The organism is Paenibacillus sp. J22FR83, assembly GCF_059691955.1.
The window spans coordinates 213,188-231,265 of sequence record NZ_JCAUAM010000003.1; the positions used below are offsets into that span (position 1 = coordinate 213,188).

The window sequence follows — 18,078 nt, forward strand, 5'->3', positions numbered from 1 at the left end:
ATAATCTTGGTACAATATGAGGTACATACATGGAAATAGAAATTTTCATCAAAGGAGTCAACCACCGATGGACGTCGTTTATCAATTTGAAGAAGTAGCGAGACTTCCCTTGCCTGAGGATAACTGCGCTGTTGCGATTCGCCAATTGAACGCGGGTACCGTTATTGAATATGAAGGTCAATCCCTTACCTTGGATTACACAGTGATGGAAGGTCATCGATTTGCGGTGAAAGCGATTGCAGCTGGCGAAAATCTGCTCTCGTGGCATTTGCCTTTTGGCATAGCGCTTAAATCGATTCAACCCGGTCATTATGTGATCAATGAAACCGTATTGGAAGCGCTTAGTGTGCGTCAGTTGACCTTCGCAGTGCCAGATGCGCCTAATTTCGGTGATCAAATTCCTCCTTACCTATTTGATGAGGAGAACTTCCAGCCAGCTCCAGCTTCGCCAGTTTATCCGGAGACGGAGACGCCTACGTTCATGGGCTTTCGCCGCCATGTAGATCGCGGAGTTGGCACACGGAACTACATCGTATTGCTAGGTACCACCTCGCACACGGGGAGTTATGTGAATGAACTTGCTGCCCGACTACAAGCGGATTGGAAGAACGATTCAAATATAGACGGGATAGTTCCCGTTGCGCACACGGAGGGCGGCATTGATAAGCCGAACAACGTGGACTTGTTGCTCAGAACGCTTGCGGGTTTCATGGTTAACCCGAATGTTGGTGCGGTATTGGTAGTCGATTATGGGAATGAGTCGGTAACGAACAAGATGGTGGAGGCTTACGCACGCGAACACAATTACCCGATCGACGAAGTGCTTCACAAGTTCGTATCACTCACAGGCAGCTTTGAAGAGGAGTTGCTTAAAGGTGAAGCGTTAGTACGAGAATGGCTGCCAACGGTCAGCGTTATGCAGCGGACGGCAGAATCCATTCGTCACTTGCGATTTGGTTTGCAGTGCGGCGGTTCAGACGCATTCTCAGGCGTGTCCGCCAATCCGCTCCTCGGCTGGATTTCGGAGCAATTGGTTCGGTACGGTGGCGGGGCTAGTTTGGCCGAAACTGACGAATTGATTGGCGCAGAACCCCATGTCCTGTCCAAAGTACGCAATGTGGAAACCGCTCGCAAATTTCTGGAGCTTGTGAATCGATTTAAAGAGCGCACGTCCTGGCACGGCACTAGCGCAGAAGGCAACCCTTCAGGTGGCAACATGTATCGCGGTTTGTACAACATCTATCTCAAATCCATAGGCGCAGCCATGAAGAAAGACCCCATTACGCGAATCGACTTCGCAACTGAGTACGGGGAGCTTATGAAGGATGGCGGCTACTATTTCATGGACAGCCCTGGTAATGACCTGGAGAGCATTGCTGGACAGGTGGCAGCAGGCTGTAATGTGATCTTCTTTACGACGGGAAATGGTTCGATCACGAACTTTCCGTATGTACCAACGGTTAAAGTGGTCACGACAACTCGTCGCTTCCAATTGTTGTCGAACGATATGGATGTGAACGCGGGTCAGTATCTAGAAGGCAAGTCGATGGATGAGCTGGGCGAAGAGGTATTTGAACTGGCGATCCGAATTGCATCTGGCCAGCGAAGTGTAGGCGAGAAGGCAGGTCATGCCCAGGTACAAATTTGGCGCAACTGGCAGCAGAGCGATGCGAGCCAGCTGAAGACGTTGCTTCATCCTCCTGTACCGACTGGAGCTCCGATAGAAATTGGGGATCCAGCTGCTGCAAGTGCTGCTGACCCGATTCAGTTTGCGTTTACACGTCATCGCGATCGGCTGTCTAGTGACAGCATCGGCTTGATCGTGCCGACAAGTCTTTGTGCGGGACAGGTCGCAGGCATGATCACACGGAGTCTGAACAAACAGGGAACAGGGCAGCCCGAACTCTCGCGCTTTGTCACATTGGCGCACACAGAAGGCTGCGGCACTTCAGGAGGGCCAGCCGAATCGCTGTTTGCCCGTACGATGATCGGCTATATGACGCATCCGATGGTGGAGCATTGTTTGCTTCTAGAGCATGGATGCGAGAAAACGCATAACGACTACATGCGCCATCAGATGGAAGTGATGGGCGTCGATGCAAGTCGGCTCGGTTATGCCAGCATCCAGCTCGACGGTGGTATTGCCAAGGTGAGCGAGAAGGTAGAAGCTTGGTTCACCGATCAAGTGACTGCGGCAGCTCCTGCCGAGAAAGTGACGGTTGGTTTGGAAGGACTGCGCATCGGAATCGTAAGTGTTGGCGCCGTTTCCAAAGATGCTGCGGAACAGTTGGCGTTACTAACGAAAAGGATTGTCGGGGCAGGAGGCACGGTCGTCGTCCCCGAGAACAGTGAGTTGCTTACTGCAGCTGCGTTCGGCCAACATCTCCTGAATACGTCCCAAGTTCGGCCATCCATCGCTTACGGGGAACACGTCCGCCATCATGGATTCCACATCATGGAAACCCCTACAACGCATGGCGTAGAGACGATAACAGGACTTGCTGCAACAGGCGTAGAATTAATCATTGCGCTGATCGGTGATCGTCCGATGCAGACGCACCCTTTCGTCCCGATGATGCAAATAACTTCGGAGCAGAACGTGCTGCGTAACTATCAGCAAGATCTTGATTTGGTGCTGGCGGGTAACCCGAGCTTATGGGGGAATCACATTCTCGAGCGCAGCAAAGAAATTATGGAACATACGTATGTACCGCGTCTCTATCTCCAAGGTAATATTGATTTTCAAATGACGCGTGGCTTCTTAGGCGTGTCGTTATAATGCCTATTATATAGAAAGCGAGGAACACACCATGTCGAACGAACTATTAGCCAAACGGCAACTTGGCAGTACTGGCCTCTACGTAACACCGCTATGTATTGGAGCTGCTCCACTCGGAGATATGCCAGAAACTTTTCAATATAGTATTTCGGAAGAACAAGCGTTGGTGACTTTGCGCAGCGCCTTCGAAAGTCCAATCAACTTTCTAGATACGGCTGCGGCATACGGCGATGGCGAGAGCGAGCGGCGAATCGGCAAGGCGATTCAAGCGAACGGTGGACTTCCGGCAGGTTTCGTTTTGGCCACCAAAGCCGATCGCGACTTACAGACGGGCGACTTCAGCGGCGAACAGATCAAACGCTCCATTGAAGGGAGTCTCGAACGTTTAGGACTCCAGCGTCTGCCATACGTGTATATCCACGATCCCGAACATAGCACTTTCGAAAATGTTATGGGAGCAGGCGGACCTTTAGAAGTACTGCAAAAATTCCAAGAGCAGGGAGTCATCGATCACATCGGGATGTCCGGCGGACCGATTGATATGCTCATTCGTTATGTCGAAACAGGAGCGTTCAGTGCGGTTGAAACCCACAATCGCTATACACTTCTTAATCGCGCAGCTGAACCTTTACTTGATATCGCAAGTCGCTTAGGTGTTGCGGTCGTTAACGCAGCTCCGTATGGCAGCGGCATTTTGGCCAAAGGACCGGATGCATACGCTCGTTACGCCTATAGCGATGCACCGCCAGCCGTATTGGAGAGAGCACGTAGCTACGCCAAGATTTGCCAGGAATACGATGTTCCGCTGGCTGCCGCAGCACTTCAATTTTCGCTTCGCGACTCGCGAATCGTCAGCACTGTCATCGGTATGTCAAAGCCGGAACGGGTAGCTCAAACCATCGAACTCGCGAATTACCCAATCCCCCCTGAGCTATGGTCGGCATTTGAAGTCATCGGCTACGATACAGAAGATCCTGAAGAGAATCGCTTTCTTTAGATGAAGTTATATTCGAGTCCCCTGAGGGATTCATCGCTAATCGGATCCATAAACTCGTCCCGAAGATAATGGCTTTGGGGCGAGATTTTATTTGCGCTCATGATGACGTTGACAAAGAATGTAAGAGCAATTAATATTAAAATCATACACGATATACTAAATATGATTAGAAAAATAAATTAGAATGAATAAATTAGGATGAGTAACGGAGGATGATCCACAAGTGAGAATCGATGCGCATCAACATTATTGGAAGCTTTCTCGGGGCGATTACGAATGGTTAACTCCAGAATTATCCGTGCTCTATAAGGATTACTTGCCTGATGATTTAACGAAGGAATTGCTTCATAACGGGATTACGAAAACCATTGCGGTTCAAGCTGCACCAACAGTTGAAGAGACAGCTTATCTATTGAGCCTATGTGAGCAGATTGATACAATAGCTGGCGTTGTCGGATGGCTGGACTTTGACTCGAACACGTTTCAAGACTTGTATGCCTCATTCCGTGCCAATCCCTATTTCGTTGGGATTCGGATTATGCTTCAGGATATCGATGCCGACTCGTATGTATTTCGTCCTCAGGTGATGGCGAACTTACAGTTCTTAGCGGAGCAACAGTTTCCTGTCGATCTACTGATCAAGTCACACCAGTTCCCTACAATTGTCAAAATGTTGGAACTAATACCGACTTTGAATGCTGTCATCGATCATATTGGAAAGCCGCAAATAGCGATCCAAGAGAAAGCACAATGGCAAGCATCTCTCACTGCAGTAGCCTCCTATCCTAATATCTATTGCAAACTTTCAGGCATGGTAACGGAAGCAGATCATTCGAATTGGGAAGAAGCTGACTTCACCGACTATATCCGTCATACGCTTGAAGTTTTCGGCGGCAAAAGAGTGATGTTCGGCAGTGATTGGCCTGTGTGCTTATTGGCAGCGAGCTATTCCGAGGTCTTGGATATTGTTAATCACAATTTGCCAATCGAAGTAACAGATGAAGTAAAGGAAGATATTTTCGGTAACAATGCATGTCGCTTCTACAAGTTGGAAATTGGATAACACTCCACCATACATGATATATTTGTGGAAAGGAGTGGGATGGACGGCATGGCAACTAAAATTAACCGGGTGAATGTAACAGAAGAAATTTATCGGATTGTAAAAGAAGATATTCTAACTCATAAATTGCCTGCGGGTGAAAAAATCAATATTGACCAGCTTGCTCGAACGTTAGAAGTAAGCAATATTCCGATTCGTGAAGCACTCTCTAGGCTGCAATCGGAGGGGTATTTACATATGGTTCCTTTTAAAGGGATGTATGTGAATCTGATGAGTCTTCAGCAATTAAACGAATTGTTCGAGATCCGATTGCGACTTGAGCCACTTGCAGTAGAAAAAGCTGTCCTTCAAATTCCGGATGAGAAACTTGCGAGATTAAGCGAAACCTTAAATGCCATTCGATCTAATTTGGCGTCACGACCTCATGAGGGGTTAGCCTCCATCGAGGAAATGAACGTGTCCATTCATGGAACTATACTTGCGTACTGCGATAATATTAGCCTGCAAAATTTAGTGAGAGGTTACATTGAGCAGATACAACGATATGTCACATTCATTAAAATCAATCTGGATGTAGACAATCGCGAAGTGGAATGGGCTGAGCATAACGCCATTTTGCAGCAATTGATTCAGCGAGACGTCACTGGTGCATCTGCAGCCATGTATGAACATATCAGCCTCTCTCAAAATAGGGCAAATATCCATTTTATGAATACGGTAGGAACGCAATAACAGTTGGATAACTAGTACGTAAAAACGTGCAGTTATTCTTCGTGAATTATCATACACGATACATTATAAATGATTAATGAGAGACAGGAGTCCTTTACCATGAAAATTACAAAAGTTGAAAGCTTTATTCTACACGTCCCATTAAACCCGCCGATTACAGATGCGATTAATTCACCTACCCATTGGGGATTGCCGGGTGTTCGCATTTTTACAGATGAGGGCATCGTTGGTTATGGGTATACAGGAACTTGCGCGCATGGCGATACCATGATTACGGACACGATCGATCACTATTACGCGCCTGTCCTGCTTGGCAAAGATCCATTTCAGGTGAAAGAAATTTGGGATGAACTCCGTTTTGGTAAAATGCATTGGATCGGTCGCGCGGGTATCACGCATATGGCACTTGCCGCCGTTGATATTGCCCTGTGGGATGTGATGTCCAAGGCAGCGGGCAAACCGCTGTGGCAATATCTTGGCGGTCATAAGTCCAAAGATAAAGGAATTAAAGCCTACAACACGAATGGGGGTTGGCTAAACTGGACCCAAGAAAGACTGCTGAAAGACATTAGCTCCTATGTGGAAGAGGGCTTTACAGGGGTGAAAATGAAAGTCGGCAAGCCTAACACACAGGAAGATTATGATCGCGTGAAGGCAGTGCGTGAACTCATTGGTAAAGACATTATCCTCATGATTGACGTGAATCAGCAGTGGAATATCAATACAGCTATGACTTGGGGGAAAAAGCTAGAAGAGTTCGACTTGTTCTGGCTGGAAGAGCCGCTTAACCCGGACGATATTCTTGGACATAAAAAATTAGCTGATGTCCTCAATGTTCCGATCGCACTTGGCGAACATGTCTACAATAAATATGCATTCCGTGATTACATCCATAGTGGCGCGGTTGAATATGTGCAAGTCGATTGCACGCGTGTCGGTGGGATCACAGAATGGCTTCAAGTAGCAGGGCTTGCTGCAGCCTACGATCTGCCTGTCGTTCCGCATGTTGGCGATATGGGACAAATTCATCAGCATCTTGTCGGCGCTACGCAGAATGCCATTATGCTGGAGTACATTCCTTGGATTCGAGACATCTTCTTGGAACCTGCAACCGTCAAGAATGGTCATTACATCCTCCCGGAAATGCCAGGTGCCTCGACAGAGGTGATTCCGCAGTATTTTGAGAAGTATCGGGTGAAATAGATCCGTAACTATGAGCAAGCATACCGTTATGCCATAACCTTATTCGAGCAGATTTCGCGTATTTTCAACGAATAGGATGATGGCATAACGTTATCTATTAAAGGCTACTCATCATTTTGACCAATATGGTCCGACTTAATAAAATTCACAAGTTTCATTCGGTTTAAGACTGCTAATACTTCATGCATCCTCGGTAATTCAAGCCACCTGTCGAAACCAGGAAAGAAGGAAGAGAATACAATGTCCACGCCTTCTCTCTCCATATCATCGAGTGCTTTTTTGATCTTCTCATGGGGTGAGATGAGGCGATCCTGATTACTTATCGCGATTTTTCGAAGTAGAAAGGCAATAGCCGCAAGCTGCGCGTTAGAAGTGATGTTGTAAAGCCCTCGGATATCTACTTGTTCATCCCCCATCACAATGTATCCCATAGTTAAAACCATCAGCTTTTCTGTACCGCTGCCCTGTGGATAGCTCGAGAAGTGATCACTGGTTATTCGTCTTTCAATCTCCCACTGGGTATAGGGTATAAGCTCACGTGGTTTGTCATGTTCACATAAACGTTTGGCCTCCTGTGTTACGTTTGTCGCCACAAAATTGTCCATCAGGATAATTTGATCGGCAAGGGATAGGAATTCACCGCTACCTCCAATCACAAGAACGGAAGATACGTGGGCAGCCTCATAAAGCTCCCTAACGCGTTCAGTAAAAGGTGTAATAGGTTCACGCTTAATTAATGAACGCATTTTGATATCTTGAATCATGAAATTCGTCGCACTTCGGTCTTCATCAATAAGAAGAAGTTTACACCCGTAGTTGATGGCCTCCATAATGTTTGCCGCTTGTGACGTGGAACCTGAGGCATAGTCCGTTGAAAACTGTTCCGCTGAACCATAGGGGATCCATTTGATGAAAGGCGTAATATTCATATTTTTTATAGAACGTCCTTCCTCAGCAGATATTTCCATGGCAGTGGGATCAGTAATCACAAATTCTCGCCCGTCGCCTAGGATGTGATTGTAAATCCCTGAATTTAGCGCATCCAGCATGGTGCTTTTACCCGAATAACCACCTCCCGTGATGACGGTCACTCCTTGTTTTATTCCCATTCCGCGCAACCCACAAATTTCAATTTCAACATCTTTCGGGGATGTAAAAGGCAATGCGCCCGCAAGTGGTCCGTTGCCCTCTTTATTTCTTGGCAAAATGCTCCCATTCGCAATAAACGCACAGTAACTGCTTGTTTTCAACCATTCGCGAATCCTATTCTGCTGCTGTACCAAGTCATAGGCAGCATTTAGTTGGTGAAGATCCCATGTGGCAATGAACTCCTCTACTTCTTTCGGAAGCATTTTGCAGAGCATACGCATCGCTTTATCATTATTTTTGAAAGGAAGTTGAACTGTAATCATTAAACACAGGTACCATGTGTCCGAAATGACCTTGACATAAGATGCATTTCGCTGCAACACCACATTGGTTGGACGAAAACAATAAAAAGCACCATTTTCTTTATCCGAACGTGAACGGTTATAAATCAATGTTTGTAAGGCATCAATATGTGGAACCCATTCTCGCAATGCAAAATCGGATAGAACAACGCCATCTTTATTCTCATCTAAGCCGAGGCGTTCAAAAGGTATTTGGATCGTGATACATGGTTTATCCAATGTGAGTTTATGCGTCCGTTCAATGTAATAGGCGACATCGTTGTACCAATAGGTTGGGTCAGAAATCGTCCCCCCTTGATCATAGTAGGAACCTTCATAAATCATACCGTAAGTCGATTGTCCAGATTGCAATTCGCGAAAATAGTGAGCGAGTCTTTTAATAAAGCATCATCCTTTCATAGTAGAAAAGCAGGGAATTACGGTCATAAAAAAAACAGCCACTCTGAGAGTGGCTGTCATAGACCGGCAAGAAAGTCGAAACGTTCTTTCTGCCCAAATAATAAAAGCTCCGAGAGTGAATCCTACCCTCATAGCCTAATGTATTCGTAGAAAGAATAACTAAAAAGTAGTACGAGGATGGGACATATATGTTGTTGTTTTCATTGTCCTCACCTCTTTACGATTTATTTGTTCAGCAACATAAACATACCATTAAGATGACCCACGATAAAGGGAAAGAATAAGTATAATTAACTTAGTCGCGGAGTAGATTTTCTCAAACATGTTGAGAAATCTATCATAATGAATTAACATACAGGAAGTGTTCATCCAAGTATGTTGGGTAGCATAGAGATGCTATTTCACTTTTTAGGAGCTGACTAACGGATTATGATTAAGAAAGAAATCGCACATATTCGCAAACATTTTAAATTGGATAATGAAATGCTTAAAATTTACGATATTTTTAACGTGTACATCATGAAGGAAACCAACGAGATCTACCATTATGAACGCCAGCCGTTCGCCTTAGTGGACAGAGAGAAACAAGAATTGTATATGGCTAATTTCAAGAAACTGTTGACGGGTGAATTAGATCAGAAGATGTACGAGCTGAGGTTTCAGGAGGAGGCGGAGCAGCCTACACAAGTGCTTCTCCATCAGGGTTTGGTGACGGGTAATCCGGAAGAATGGCAAGATCTTATGCTCCTGTTAGTGGATAAAATGTTGGCGGATACGATCTACGAACAGGATACCGTGATTACTTTTGTTCGCGGCCAATACGCTAGTCCTACTAAGAGCAGGAACGAAGATGCCATGGAGAGCGAGAAGAACGAGATGTTCTCGAACCTATTCATTCTGTGCAGCGTGAATTCTACGGAACAACAGAAGAAAACGCTCATGTTTGACTATGTGGAGAGAGAATTTAAGTATAATGTTTTTGTTGATCCGATCGTCAAACTGAACACGCCGGAACAAGGTTTTTTCTACCCTAGTGTGACGGACAACTATTCGGATGTGAATCGCATTTTATATTGCTCGGGGAGAGCGCATGAACCGAATTGGCAGTTTATCGATCAAGTGTTGAATGCTGAGAAGACCGTGACAGCGTTAGAAGAGAGAGCTATTTTCGAAGATATCGTAAATGAGTTGGCAGGTGATCAACTGGATGCCGCGACGATCGCTCATGTGTATGAGGAGATTCATCGAGTCATCGAGTCTAATGAGGAGGAAGAGCCTCCGAAGTTGGACTACAAAGATGTGGAACGCATTCTGGCGACGAGCGGTGTTGAGAATGTAACGATGGAAAGAGTGGAACGAGCGTTCCAAAACGTCGTCGACGACAAAAACTATGAACTCAAAGCGAGCAGCGTTATGCCCAAGTTCACGTCGAAATCGATTAAGATTGAAACGAAGGTAGCTACGATCTCGGTAAGTCCGCAAGATTTAAGGTACGTCAGACAAGTGAATTATCAAGGAAAACGATGTATTATGATTGAGGTTGACGAAGACGTCGTAATTGAAGGATTTACGCTTACGATGGAGACGTTGTAGATGTAGAAATGAGGACGATCACGCAGACGGAACAGAGTGAAATCACCCGCTGCGAGATCGTTTAATAAGAAGCTTCACGATATTCCCGGGGGGTAACCCCGGTTTTTTTCTTAAATAAGCGATGAAAAAACTTCAGATCGTTATACCCCACTGCCCCGCAAATATCCCCTACACTCATGTTGGTACTAGTCAGCTTGCTACAAGCAGCTTCCATACGAATGTTCTGCAAGTATTCGGTAAAACTCATGCCGGTCTGGTGCCGGAAGAGACGGCTGAACTGTCGCTCGCTAAGATTGGCTTGCGAGGCCAACTTGCTTAATCGGATCTCAGCTGCATAATTACAGTCAATGAAAGAAACTGCTTCATCTACGCTTAACCATTGCGGGCGATGCCTCGTATCTGTATGAATCTGCAAGTGGTGTCGATATAAGAGCATGAATATTCGCGCAACAAGCGAGCTTAGAACGACCAAGTATCCAGGCGGTTTAGCAGAAAATTCTTGGTATAGCTCTCGGAATAAAGTATGGTTTTCCCCTGATGTGTCTTGAATGGAGAACCAAGGCAAGGTGCCATTCAGAAACAAGTCAAAGATTTCGGCAGCCTGCGGAAAGCTAGCTCGTAATTCCGACACATACGAAACAGGAAACAAGCAATTGTAAACGATGAGAGGTAAGTCCTTCTTGGAGGTCTTAGGTCGAAATACATGACTTTGTCCAACAGGAATGAAAAAGAGTGTGCCATAGCCAACAGGAACGGCTTCACCGGCAATATAATGTACACCAGCGCCTTCACTCACATATGTGATCTCGATAAATTCGTGAGAATGCTCGATCAGCTCGAACGTCTCGTATGCGCGGTTCACATAGATAGGTATGCCTGGTTCAAAATAACTTTCCCCTGACATGACAAAACTGCTGCGTTTCATGCTCATACTTAAACTCCTATCGTCCTGCAATCATCTGCACATAGCCACCATTAATCAAAGATTATGAAGGATATACAATTATCGTATGGTACATGGTTTTGACATCTTCGGTATTTCGGTACGTATGTGGTTGGTCAGCGGAGAAATGAATAGCATCGCCGACTGACATCTGGAAAGTTTCTTGGTGGAACGTCACTTCAAGTCCGCCTTGCATCATAAGGATGTATTCCTCGACGCCTTCATTGTGCGGCTCCGATGCGTGGCTGCAGCCGGGATCCATCTCGACGGTATAGATTTCGAATTGCTTCTTCTGGTCAAAAGGAATGAGCGGGAATGCTCGATAGTGGCCGTCTTCTTCCATGAGAGGCTCCTTGTCGGAGAAGCGGAAATGCGTTACCTTAGGCTCTTCATCTTCAATTAGCGATGTAAAAGAAATATGTAGGCCATTGACGATCTTCCATAGGATCGAGATGGTCGGATTCGAGTCCCCGCGTTCGATTTGCCCGAGCATGGCTTTGCTTACACCCGTCAACTCTGCTACCTGATCTAAGCTTAATGACCTTGCTTTACGAATCGCTTGCAAGCTTTTGCCAATTTTCTTATGAATCTGTTCATGCTCTTGTTCCAATTACAGTTCCTCCTGCCTACCAAACGGATACGGCCGATTTTATATTCCTCATTATAAACCAACCCAACCTATTGGCAAACAAATCGTAGAAAATGATTCTCTTATAGGCGAAATACCTATATACATTATAGCGCACATATGTATAATATAATGTATATGTTATATAACGCACAAAAATACATTATAACGTACTAACGTGCGGGACAGGAGGAGAATGCGATGGGAACGATGATGGGGTTGGTTAAAGCGCATCGAGCGCCGGGAGCTATACTGAAAGAGTTGCCGATTCCAAGCTATGGACCGGATGAAGTGTTAGTAAGAGTGAAGGCAACTTCGATTTGTGGAACGGATATGCACATTTACAAATGGGATTCTTGGGCTGAAAACACAGTCGTTACACCGAACGTATTTGGTCATGAATTCGCAGGAATCGTCGCGGGGGTGGGGAGCCATGTGAAGAACGTGAAGCTCGGGGACCCTATTTCTGCGGAAGGCCACATGGTTTGCGGTGTCTGCAAAACGTGCCGTACGGGCAATGGGCATGTCTGTCCGAACACTCGCAGCTTTGGGATTACGGCACCGGGGTGCTTCGCGGAATTCGCAGTTGTGAAGGCGTCTAACGTGATCCATAATCGCACCGACATGCCTTTCGAGATTGGCTGCTTACAGGACCCGCTAGGCAATGCGGTGCAAACGGTACTCTCCGGGGATATCGTCGGGAAGTCGGTTGCCATCATCGGAGTAGGGCCGATCGGGTTGATGGCTGTCGCCGTTGCAAAGGCGAGCGGTGCAGGAGTGGTCATTGCGGCCGACGTGAATCCCTATCGATTGGGATTGGCCGAACGAATGGGAGCAGATATCACAATCAACAGTACCCAAACGCCACTAGCGCAAGCGCTAATGGAAGCTACTGGAGGAGAAGGCGCCGAGGTCGTGCTAGAGATGTCTGGCCATCCAGACGCAATTCGCGCTGGCTTCGAGGCTGCGGCCCCGGCTGCCCGAATATCCTTGCTTGGCATACCGAGCAAAGAGGTTTCGCTTGATTTATCCAAACATATTATCTTCAAAGGGCTTCGGATAGAAGGGATAACAGGCCGCCGCATGTACCAAACCTGGTACCAGCTGAAGGGGTTGATTGACCAGAAGCGGATCGATTTACGTCCACTTATCACCCATACATTTACGCTGGACCGTTATGAGGAAGCATTTGATCTAATGGCTTCCGGACGATGTGGCAAAGTGATATTCACACACGACAATATAATGCTGCGGCAGAAGGAGGAATTTGAATATGGCCAATTGGGGCGCACTTGAGCGTGAACTGGAGCAATTGAAGAAGGAGGGGCGTTATCGTCCAATTACGGTTTGGAAGACAGGTTCTGATACCTGGATGAATATCGGCGGTCGACGTGTGCTGCAGATGTCTTCGAATAACTACTTGGGGCTGACGAATCATCCGGATTTGAAAAAGGCAGCCATCGAGGCCATCGCGCAATATGGCGTTGGCAGCGGATCCGTTCGAACGATAACCGGCACACTGGACATTCATGACAAGTTGGAGCAAGAGCTTGCTGCATTCAAGGAAACAGAAGCTGCTCTGGTATTCCAATCGGGCTTCACAACGAACCAAGGTGTGATGGCGATTCTGGGGGCTGATGATGTCGTCATCAGCGATGAGTTGAATCATGCCAGCATTATCGATGGCATCCGGTTGACCAAGGCGCAGCGCCGCATCTATGCGCATAGGGATATGGACCAACTCGAAGCGGTGCTTCGCGAGTGCGGGTCGTTCGCGAAACGCGTCGTGGTAACCGACGGTGTGTTCAGCATGGACGGAGATATCGCACCGCTTCCGGCAATTGTGGAGCTGGCGGAGAAATACGACGCCATCGTGTTTGTCGACGACGCACATGCGAGCGGCGTGTTGGGACGCAACGGCAAAGGGTCGACTGACCACTTTGGTTTGAAAGGACGCGTACATATTCAAGTAGGTACGTTGTCTAAAGCAGTTGGAGCGGTTGGCGGGTATGTTGCTGGCGACCAAGTGTTGAAGGACTTTCTAATCCAGAAAGCGCGTCCATTTCTGTTCAGCACCTCGGCACCTCCAGCGGTGGCCGCAACCTGTTTAGCTGCAATTCGCGTGCTGAGACAAAGCGAATCGTTGATTGGTCAGCTTTGGTCGAATGCGACTTACTTCCGCACCCAAGTACAGGCGCTCGGTTTCGATACTGGCGGCAGCGAGACACCAATCGTGCCCGTCATCGTCGGTGATCCGGCGAAGACGATGTTGTTCTCGGATTTACTGCTGCAGCAAGGCGTGTTCGCGCAAGGCATCGTCTACCCGACGGTCGCAATGGATATAGGCCGCGTGCGTTTCATTGTCACGGCGAAGCATACGCGAGAAGATCTGGATTTCGCTTTAGACGCGTTGAAGATAGTCGGAAATAAGCTTGGGCTATGACAGAGCTAGTCACTTTTGCGGAAACTGGTATTTTTTTAGCTAAGGTCAAAAATAGTTGAGCCTTCTAGAAAACCGTCCATACACGAGTCGGTTCGTTATCGTTACAATGGAGCTATCAAGCGAAGGAGGGGCATCTCATGGATAGCTCATTTTGGAGGAGTACATTAACAGACATTGAAGCATGTTTATCTAACGTTACGAAGGGGACAGTCAAACATCTCGTTACATCAGCGGGCGGGCGAGATATCCATTATGTGGAGTACGGTGCAAAAGAGGACTTTGACCGGAAAGCGAATTATAATTCCGCCTGCGGAGCCAAAAATCCAGAACATTATGCACGCAAAGGACCTGGTCACAAGCCTGTCCTTCTCATCGTTGGAGGCATTCATGGTGGGGAATTAGAGGGAATTACTGCTGTACTGAGCCTGATTAAGCTCCTTGAAACAGGCGAAGATTATCGTGGAAAGCCCTATGAATATTTGATTGAACATGCACACCGTTTCCGGCTTCTGCTTATTCCCTGCATGAACCCTGACGGTCGAGCGAGACTGCCAATTGATACGCTCATTGATGTGCCTGCAGAGAAGGTTGTGTATTACATGCAAGGCACGTGGAAGGACGGTACACTGTGCAGATGGCCGGACTGTAAGGCAGTTCATCCGATCAAGGACGCTTCGGATTTCCTAGGAACGTATTTTAATGACGATGGCGTTAATCTGATGCATGACAATTTCTTTGCGCCGATGGCGCGCGAGACAAGCGCTCTGCTAGGTCTTGCGGATGAAGAAGCGCCAGATTTCACCCTTTTGCTTCACAGCGGTGCTAATAACAATGTACACCTACCGCCAATCTATCATATTCCCAAATGGGTCATGCAGAAGCATCAGTCGTTTAATCTTCAGCTTGAAACTGCCTATGCCCAACATGACATTCCGTATTCGAATCTTGATCAGATTGTGGTAGATGAAGGGAAATATCCTTTTCCAGCATTCAATTTGACTTCTGCCATCCATCATGTGTGCGGTGGAATGAGCATTACTTTCGAGTCCAATACGGGTATGGACGCCCCACCGCCGAAATTTACAGCCCATGAAATTTTGGATAGCCATCTTATTTTATTTGAAGAAGCTTTCAAATTTATGGTCAAATAGGAAAACGATTCGATGAGATACAGCCCTAAACGTAAGGACAGCCGAGTGATCGACTGTCTATTAGGCGCTTTTACGAAAGCTAGTATTTTTTTAAGAAAACGGCCATAACCTAACGGATAAACCGTTTACACGATTCTAACCGTTTGTTAAGATATGGGTACCACTGGGAAATAAGAAAACTGCAGTGATTATTCATGATGAAGTGGAGGTTGTATGAAAAATCTTCAACCGGTACTTTTCATTCGGAATAATTCGAATTCTCTTTTTATGCGACTTATCGCGGGGTTCCTTTGTATCATCGTTTTGTTCGCATCCCTTACACTGTATTCGATGTCCGTTTCCAAAGAAAGCGTCAGGAAAGAGATTGTCAAATACAATACGCTGATGCTTGAAAGTACAAGGGTAAATTATGAAAATCATTTTAACCTAATCAAAAATCAAATGCTTCTGTTTTACTATAGCAACGAAGTGCAGAATCTACATAAGTCCCCAAGCTATGGTAATTTCCCTTTAATCGTGCGTGATATTACAACTTGGGTCGGCAATCCGTATTTATTTATAGAAAACATAGCTATTTATTCGAAGCAGAACGATATCGTCCTAGAAAAAGGTACGAGTACGAATGCAGAAGACATGTTTAGTAAATTTTACTCGAGCAGCGAATATCCACTGTCATTCTGGAGGCAGCAATTTACCGAAACCTACTCGAATCGGATTTTCCCGTCTGCTACTATGGTTAATACCATTTTTCGTGACCAGCCGCAGATATTGGGCGAGCTTATTCCAATTATATTTCGAGACAATGATCATCCGGATTTCTACATGGTTGTTTTTCTCAATGCCCAAAAGATGTACAAAGCGTTTCATCAAAGCATGTTTGACGATTTCATCATTTACAATGATCTCGGCCAAGCGATCTTCGAGAGCCCGAACGAGGAGCCCTTCCTTTCCTATGATGAATTGCAGACACGTAGTAACGTGGGTGAGTTCGTCCATGAGGATAAGTATTATTTTAAAATGAAGGGTGATGTGACGGGGTATCAATATGTGTATCGGGTGCTAGTGAAACGTATTGCGAGTCAATATCGATTGAATATTACCCTGATTGTAGCTGTGGTGGCGGCAATCATGCTAAGCATATTGTTTTCTTTCCTGTTTACGGCACGGATTAACAATCCGCTCAAAAAAGTAATCGAATCCATTCGCGATATGAACGAAAATGTACCTTACCGCTCGAATATCAAAGAATTTAACATTATAAGTAATGAACTTCACGGTAATCAGATGATCCGCAAGCAGCTGTCGTTTATCCATCATTTGAAAGCGATACGCAACTCAGATCACGACACCGTCAGACTTGATTTTATCGACAAGCCATTCCTTTTCATTTTGTTTCAGATTAAAGCGAATAATATAGATGCCATCACACAGCCAGTGTTCCAGAAATGGCTCTATTATATGAAGACATTCATTGACAGCAAGCTCAAGCCCGTATTTCCAGATGTACTGACGTTTCAGGTGGAACACGATCAAATCTTGAGCTATGTGTTTACCGAAAACATGGCAGATGTAGATGAGCTGTTGAATCAAATGAAAGATGTGTTCGACCATGATAGAGATCATGGTATCGTTACGATTGCGGTCTCATCGATTCATTCAGCATCTATTCACCTAACGAAAGCTTATGAGGAAGTGCAGGATCTGGTAGGAGAACGTTTGTTAATTAATGAGACACAAATCATTCGTAAACGTGCGGCTAGGCAAATGGCCGTAGGTTTCTCTCTAGATCAGGATAAAGAGTTTGACGCTAATTTGAAGGAAGGGAACGCTGCTCAGCTGACTGCACTTATGGAACGTCTGTATGCCAGATGGCAGGGGAAGGAATTTACTGCGGCTGTACTGGTGCGTTTTGCGGAATCAATGGTAGGTAAGCTCCGGAATACAGTGGTACCTAACTATGTTGAAGCGGATCGTATGGAGGAAATCTTGCATGAGTCGGATGAACGCATTCAGCTGTGCAACACGCTTCAAGACTTGGAGCAATTGTTGTTAGGATGGGTAACGGGGACAGCTGATGCGGTTCGAGAAAAAAAAGAGGAGAAGTACCCGGTCACTTCTTTCGTTATCGACTATATCAATGAGCACTTGTCGGAAGAGATCTATTTGGATGTGTTGGCCGACAAGCTCAAGATGAGCAGTGGCTACTTGTCTTCGTATTTCAAAGGGAAAACGGGCAAGAACATCGTGGATTATATCAACGAAACCCGGATTGCCAGAGCGGCAAGCCTTCTAGCGGATAATCGCATCAAAGTTCATGATGCTGCCAAGACTGTTGGCTATCAGAATATCACTTCTTTCAATCGCATGTTCAAGAAGTATACGGGGGTAACTCCAAGTGAATATCGAAAGAGGCTTGGTTAAACGAGAGTCGCTGAGCAGGCGAATGAAGAGAAATCTTATATATGACAATCGTAGCAAATAAGTTGTAAATAAAAATGGCGGTCAACTTGACCGTCATTTTTATTTATCTAGATCATGTGTTTTGCAGTTCGAAGTAACGCCCTAGAGACTGGGACTGATGTTTAGCCCAAAGGCTGTTCTGTACATAGCGCTATGCCATAACGTTATTCCGTCTAGATGAGGGTTCTTCGGGAAAATAGGGTGATGTAACAGCTCTATTTCAATCCAAGTAAGTG

13 protein-coding genes are annotated in these 18,078 nt (G+C 46.0%); 10 read left to right on the forward strand and 3 right to left on the reverse strand.

Annotated features, from left to right (window positions below):
- The first annotated feature begins 67 nt into the window (after positions 1–67).
- The 5 genes from AC58PV_RS06850 to AC58PV_RS06870 all read left to right on the forward strand — a co-directional run bounded on the left by AC58PV_RS06850 (position 68) and on the right by AC58PV_RS06870 (position 6,774).
- Positions 68–2,779, forward strand: coding sequence for a UxaA family hydrolase (locus AC58PV_RS06850; protein ID WP_497431523.1), 2,712 nt, complete (start codon positions 68–70; stop codon positions 2,777–2,779).
- A 31-nt stretch (positions 2,780–2,810) separates the two neighbouring features.
- Positions 2,811–3,776: an aldo/keto reductase gene (locus AC58PV_RS06855; protein WP_497431524.1), complete on the forward strand. Its 966-nt coding sequence runs from the start codon at positions 2,811–2,813 to the stop codon at positions 3,774–3,776.
- Between the two features lie 223 nt (positions 3,777–3,999).
- A complete protein-coding gene (locus AC58PV_RS06860; protein ID WP_497431525.1) occupies positions 4,000–4,839 on the forward strand; it encodes an amidohydrolase family protein in 840 nt (279 codons plus the stop codon).
- A gap of 48 nt (positions 4,840–4,887) precedes the next feature.
- Positions 4,888–5,571 (forward strand): GntR family transcriptional regulator, encoded by a 684-nt coding sequence (locus AC58PV_RS06865; RefSeq protein WP_497431526.1) that lies wholly within the window; start codon positions 4,888–4,890, stop codon positions 5,569–5,571.
- Positions 5,572–5,670: 99 nt separating this feature from the next.
- A complete protein-coding gene (locus AC58PV_RS06870; RefSeq protein WP_497431527.1) occupies positions 5,671–6,774 on the forward strand; it encodes a mandelate racemase/muconate lactonizing enzyme family protein in 1,104 nt (367 codons plus the stop codon).
- Between the two features lie 104 nt (positions 6,775–6,878).
- Here the strand turns inward: AC58PV_RS06870 and AC58PV_RS06875 are convergent, their stop codons facing one another.
- The gene (locus AC58PV_RS06875) at positions 6,879–8,549 is read right to left on the reverse strand and encodes a P-loop domain-containing protein (RefSeq protein WP_497431528.1); all 1,671 of its coding nucleotides are present in this window, start codon (positions 8,547–8,549) and stop codon (positions 6,879–6,881) included.
- 504 nt (positions 8,550–9,053) lie between these two features.
- On the opposite strand from AC58PV_RS06875, the gene AC58PV_RS06880 reads away from it, so the two are divergent.
- A complete protein-coding gene (locus AC58PV_RS06880; RefSeq protein WP_497431529.1) occupies positions 9,054–10,217 on the forward strand; it encodes a DUF4317 domain-containing protein in 1,164 nt (387 codons plus the stop codon).
- 61 nt (positions 10,218–10,278) lie between these two features.
- On the opposite strand, the gene AC58PV_RS06885 is transcribed toward AC58PV_RS06880, so the two are convergent.
- Together AC58PV_RS06885 and AC58PV_RS06890 are read right to left on the reverse strand one after the other, a co-directional pair.
- Complete coding sequence (locus tag AC58PV_RS06885; RefSeq protein ID WP_497431530.1) at positions 10,279–11,148, reverse strand: helix-turn-helix domain-containing protein; 870 nt, start codon at positions 11,146–11,148, stop codon at positions 10,279–10,281.
- 55 nt (positions 11,149–11,203) lie between these two features.
- Positions 11,204–11,770 carry a helix-turn-helix domain-containing protein gene (locus tag AC58PV_RS06890; protein ID WP_068661851.1) on the reverse strand — a complete coding sequence of 189 codons (567 nt, stop codon included), beginning with the start codon at positions 11,768–11,770 and terminating at the stop codon, positions 11,204–11,206.
- 219 nt (positions 11,771–11,989) lie between these two features.
- Here AC58PV_RS06890 and tdh point away from each other — a divergent pair, with 219 nt between their 5' ends.
- The 4 genes from tdh (at position 11,990) to AC58PV_RS06910 (ending at position 17,803) form a co-directional block, all read left to right on the forward strand.
- Entirely contained in the window at positions 11,990–13,084 is a 1,095-nt protein-coding gene (tdh, locus tag AC58PV_RS06895) for an L-threonine 3-dehydrogenase (RefSeq protein ID WP_497431531.1), read from the forward strand.
- Entirely contained in the window at positions 13,062–14,231 is a 1,170-nt protein-coding gene (locus AC58PV_RS06900; RefSeq protein WP_497431532.1) for a glycine C-acetyltransferase, read from the forward strand. The genes tdh and AC58PV_RS06900 overlap by 23 nt, the downstream gene beginning before the upstream one ends.
- Positions 14,232–14,368: 137 nt before the next feature.
- A complete protein-coding gene (locus tag AC58PV_RS06905; protein WP_497431533.1) occupies positions 14,369–15,382 on the forward strand; it encodes a M14 family zinc carboxypeptidase in 1,014 nt (337 codons plus the stop codon).
- A gap of 213 nt (positions 15,383–15,595) precedes the next feature.
- Positions 15,596–17,803 (forward strand): helix-turn-helix domain-containing protein, encoded by a 2,208-nt coding sequence (locus AC58PV_RS06910; RefSeq protein WP_497431534.1) that lies wholly within the window; start codon positions 15,596–15,598, stop codon positions 17,801–17,803.
- Positions 17,804–18,078 lie beyond the last annotated feature (275 nt).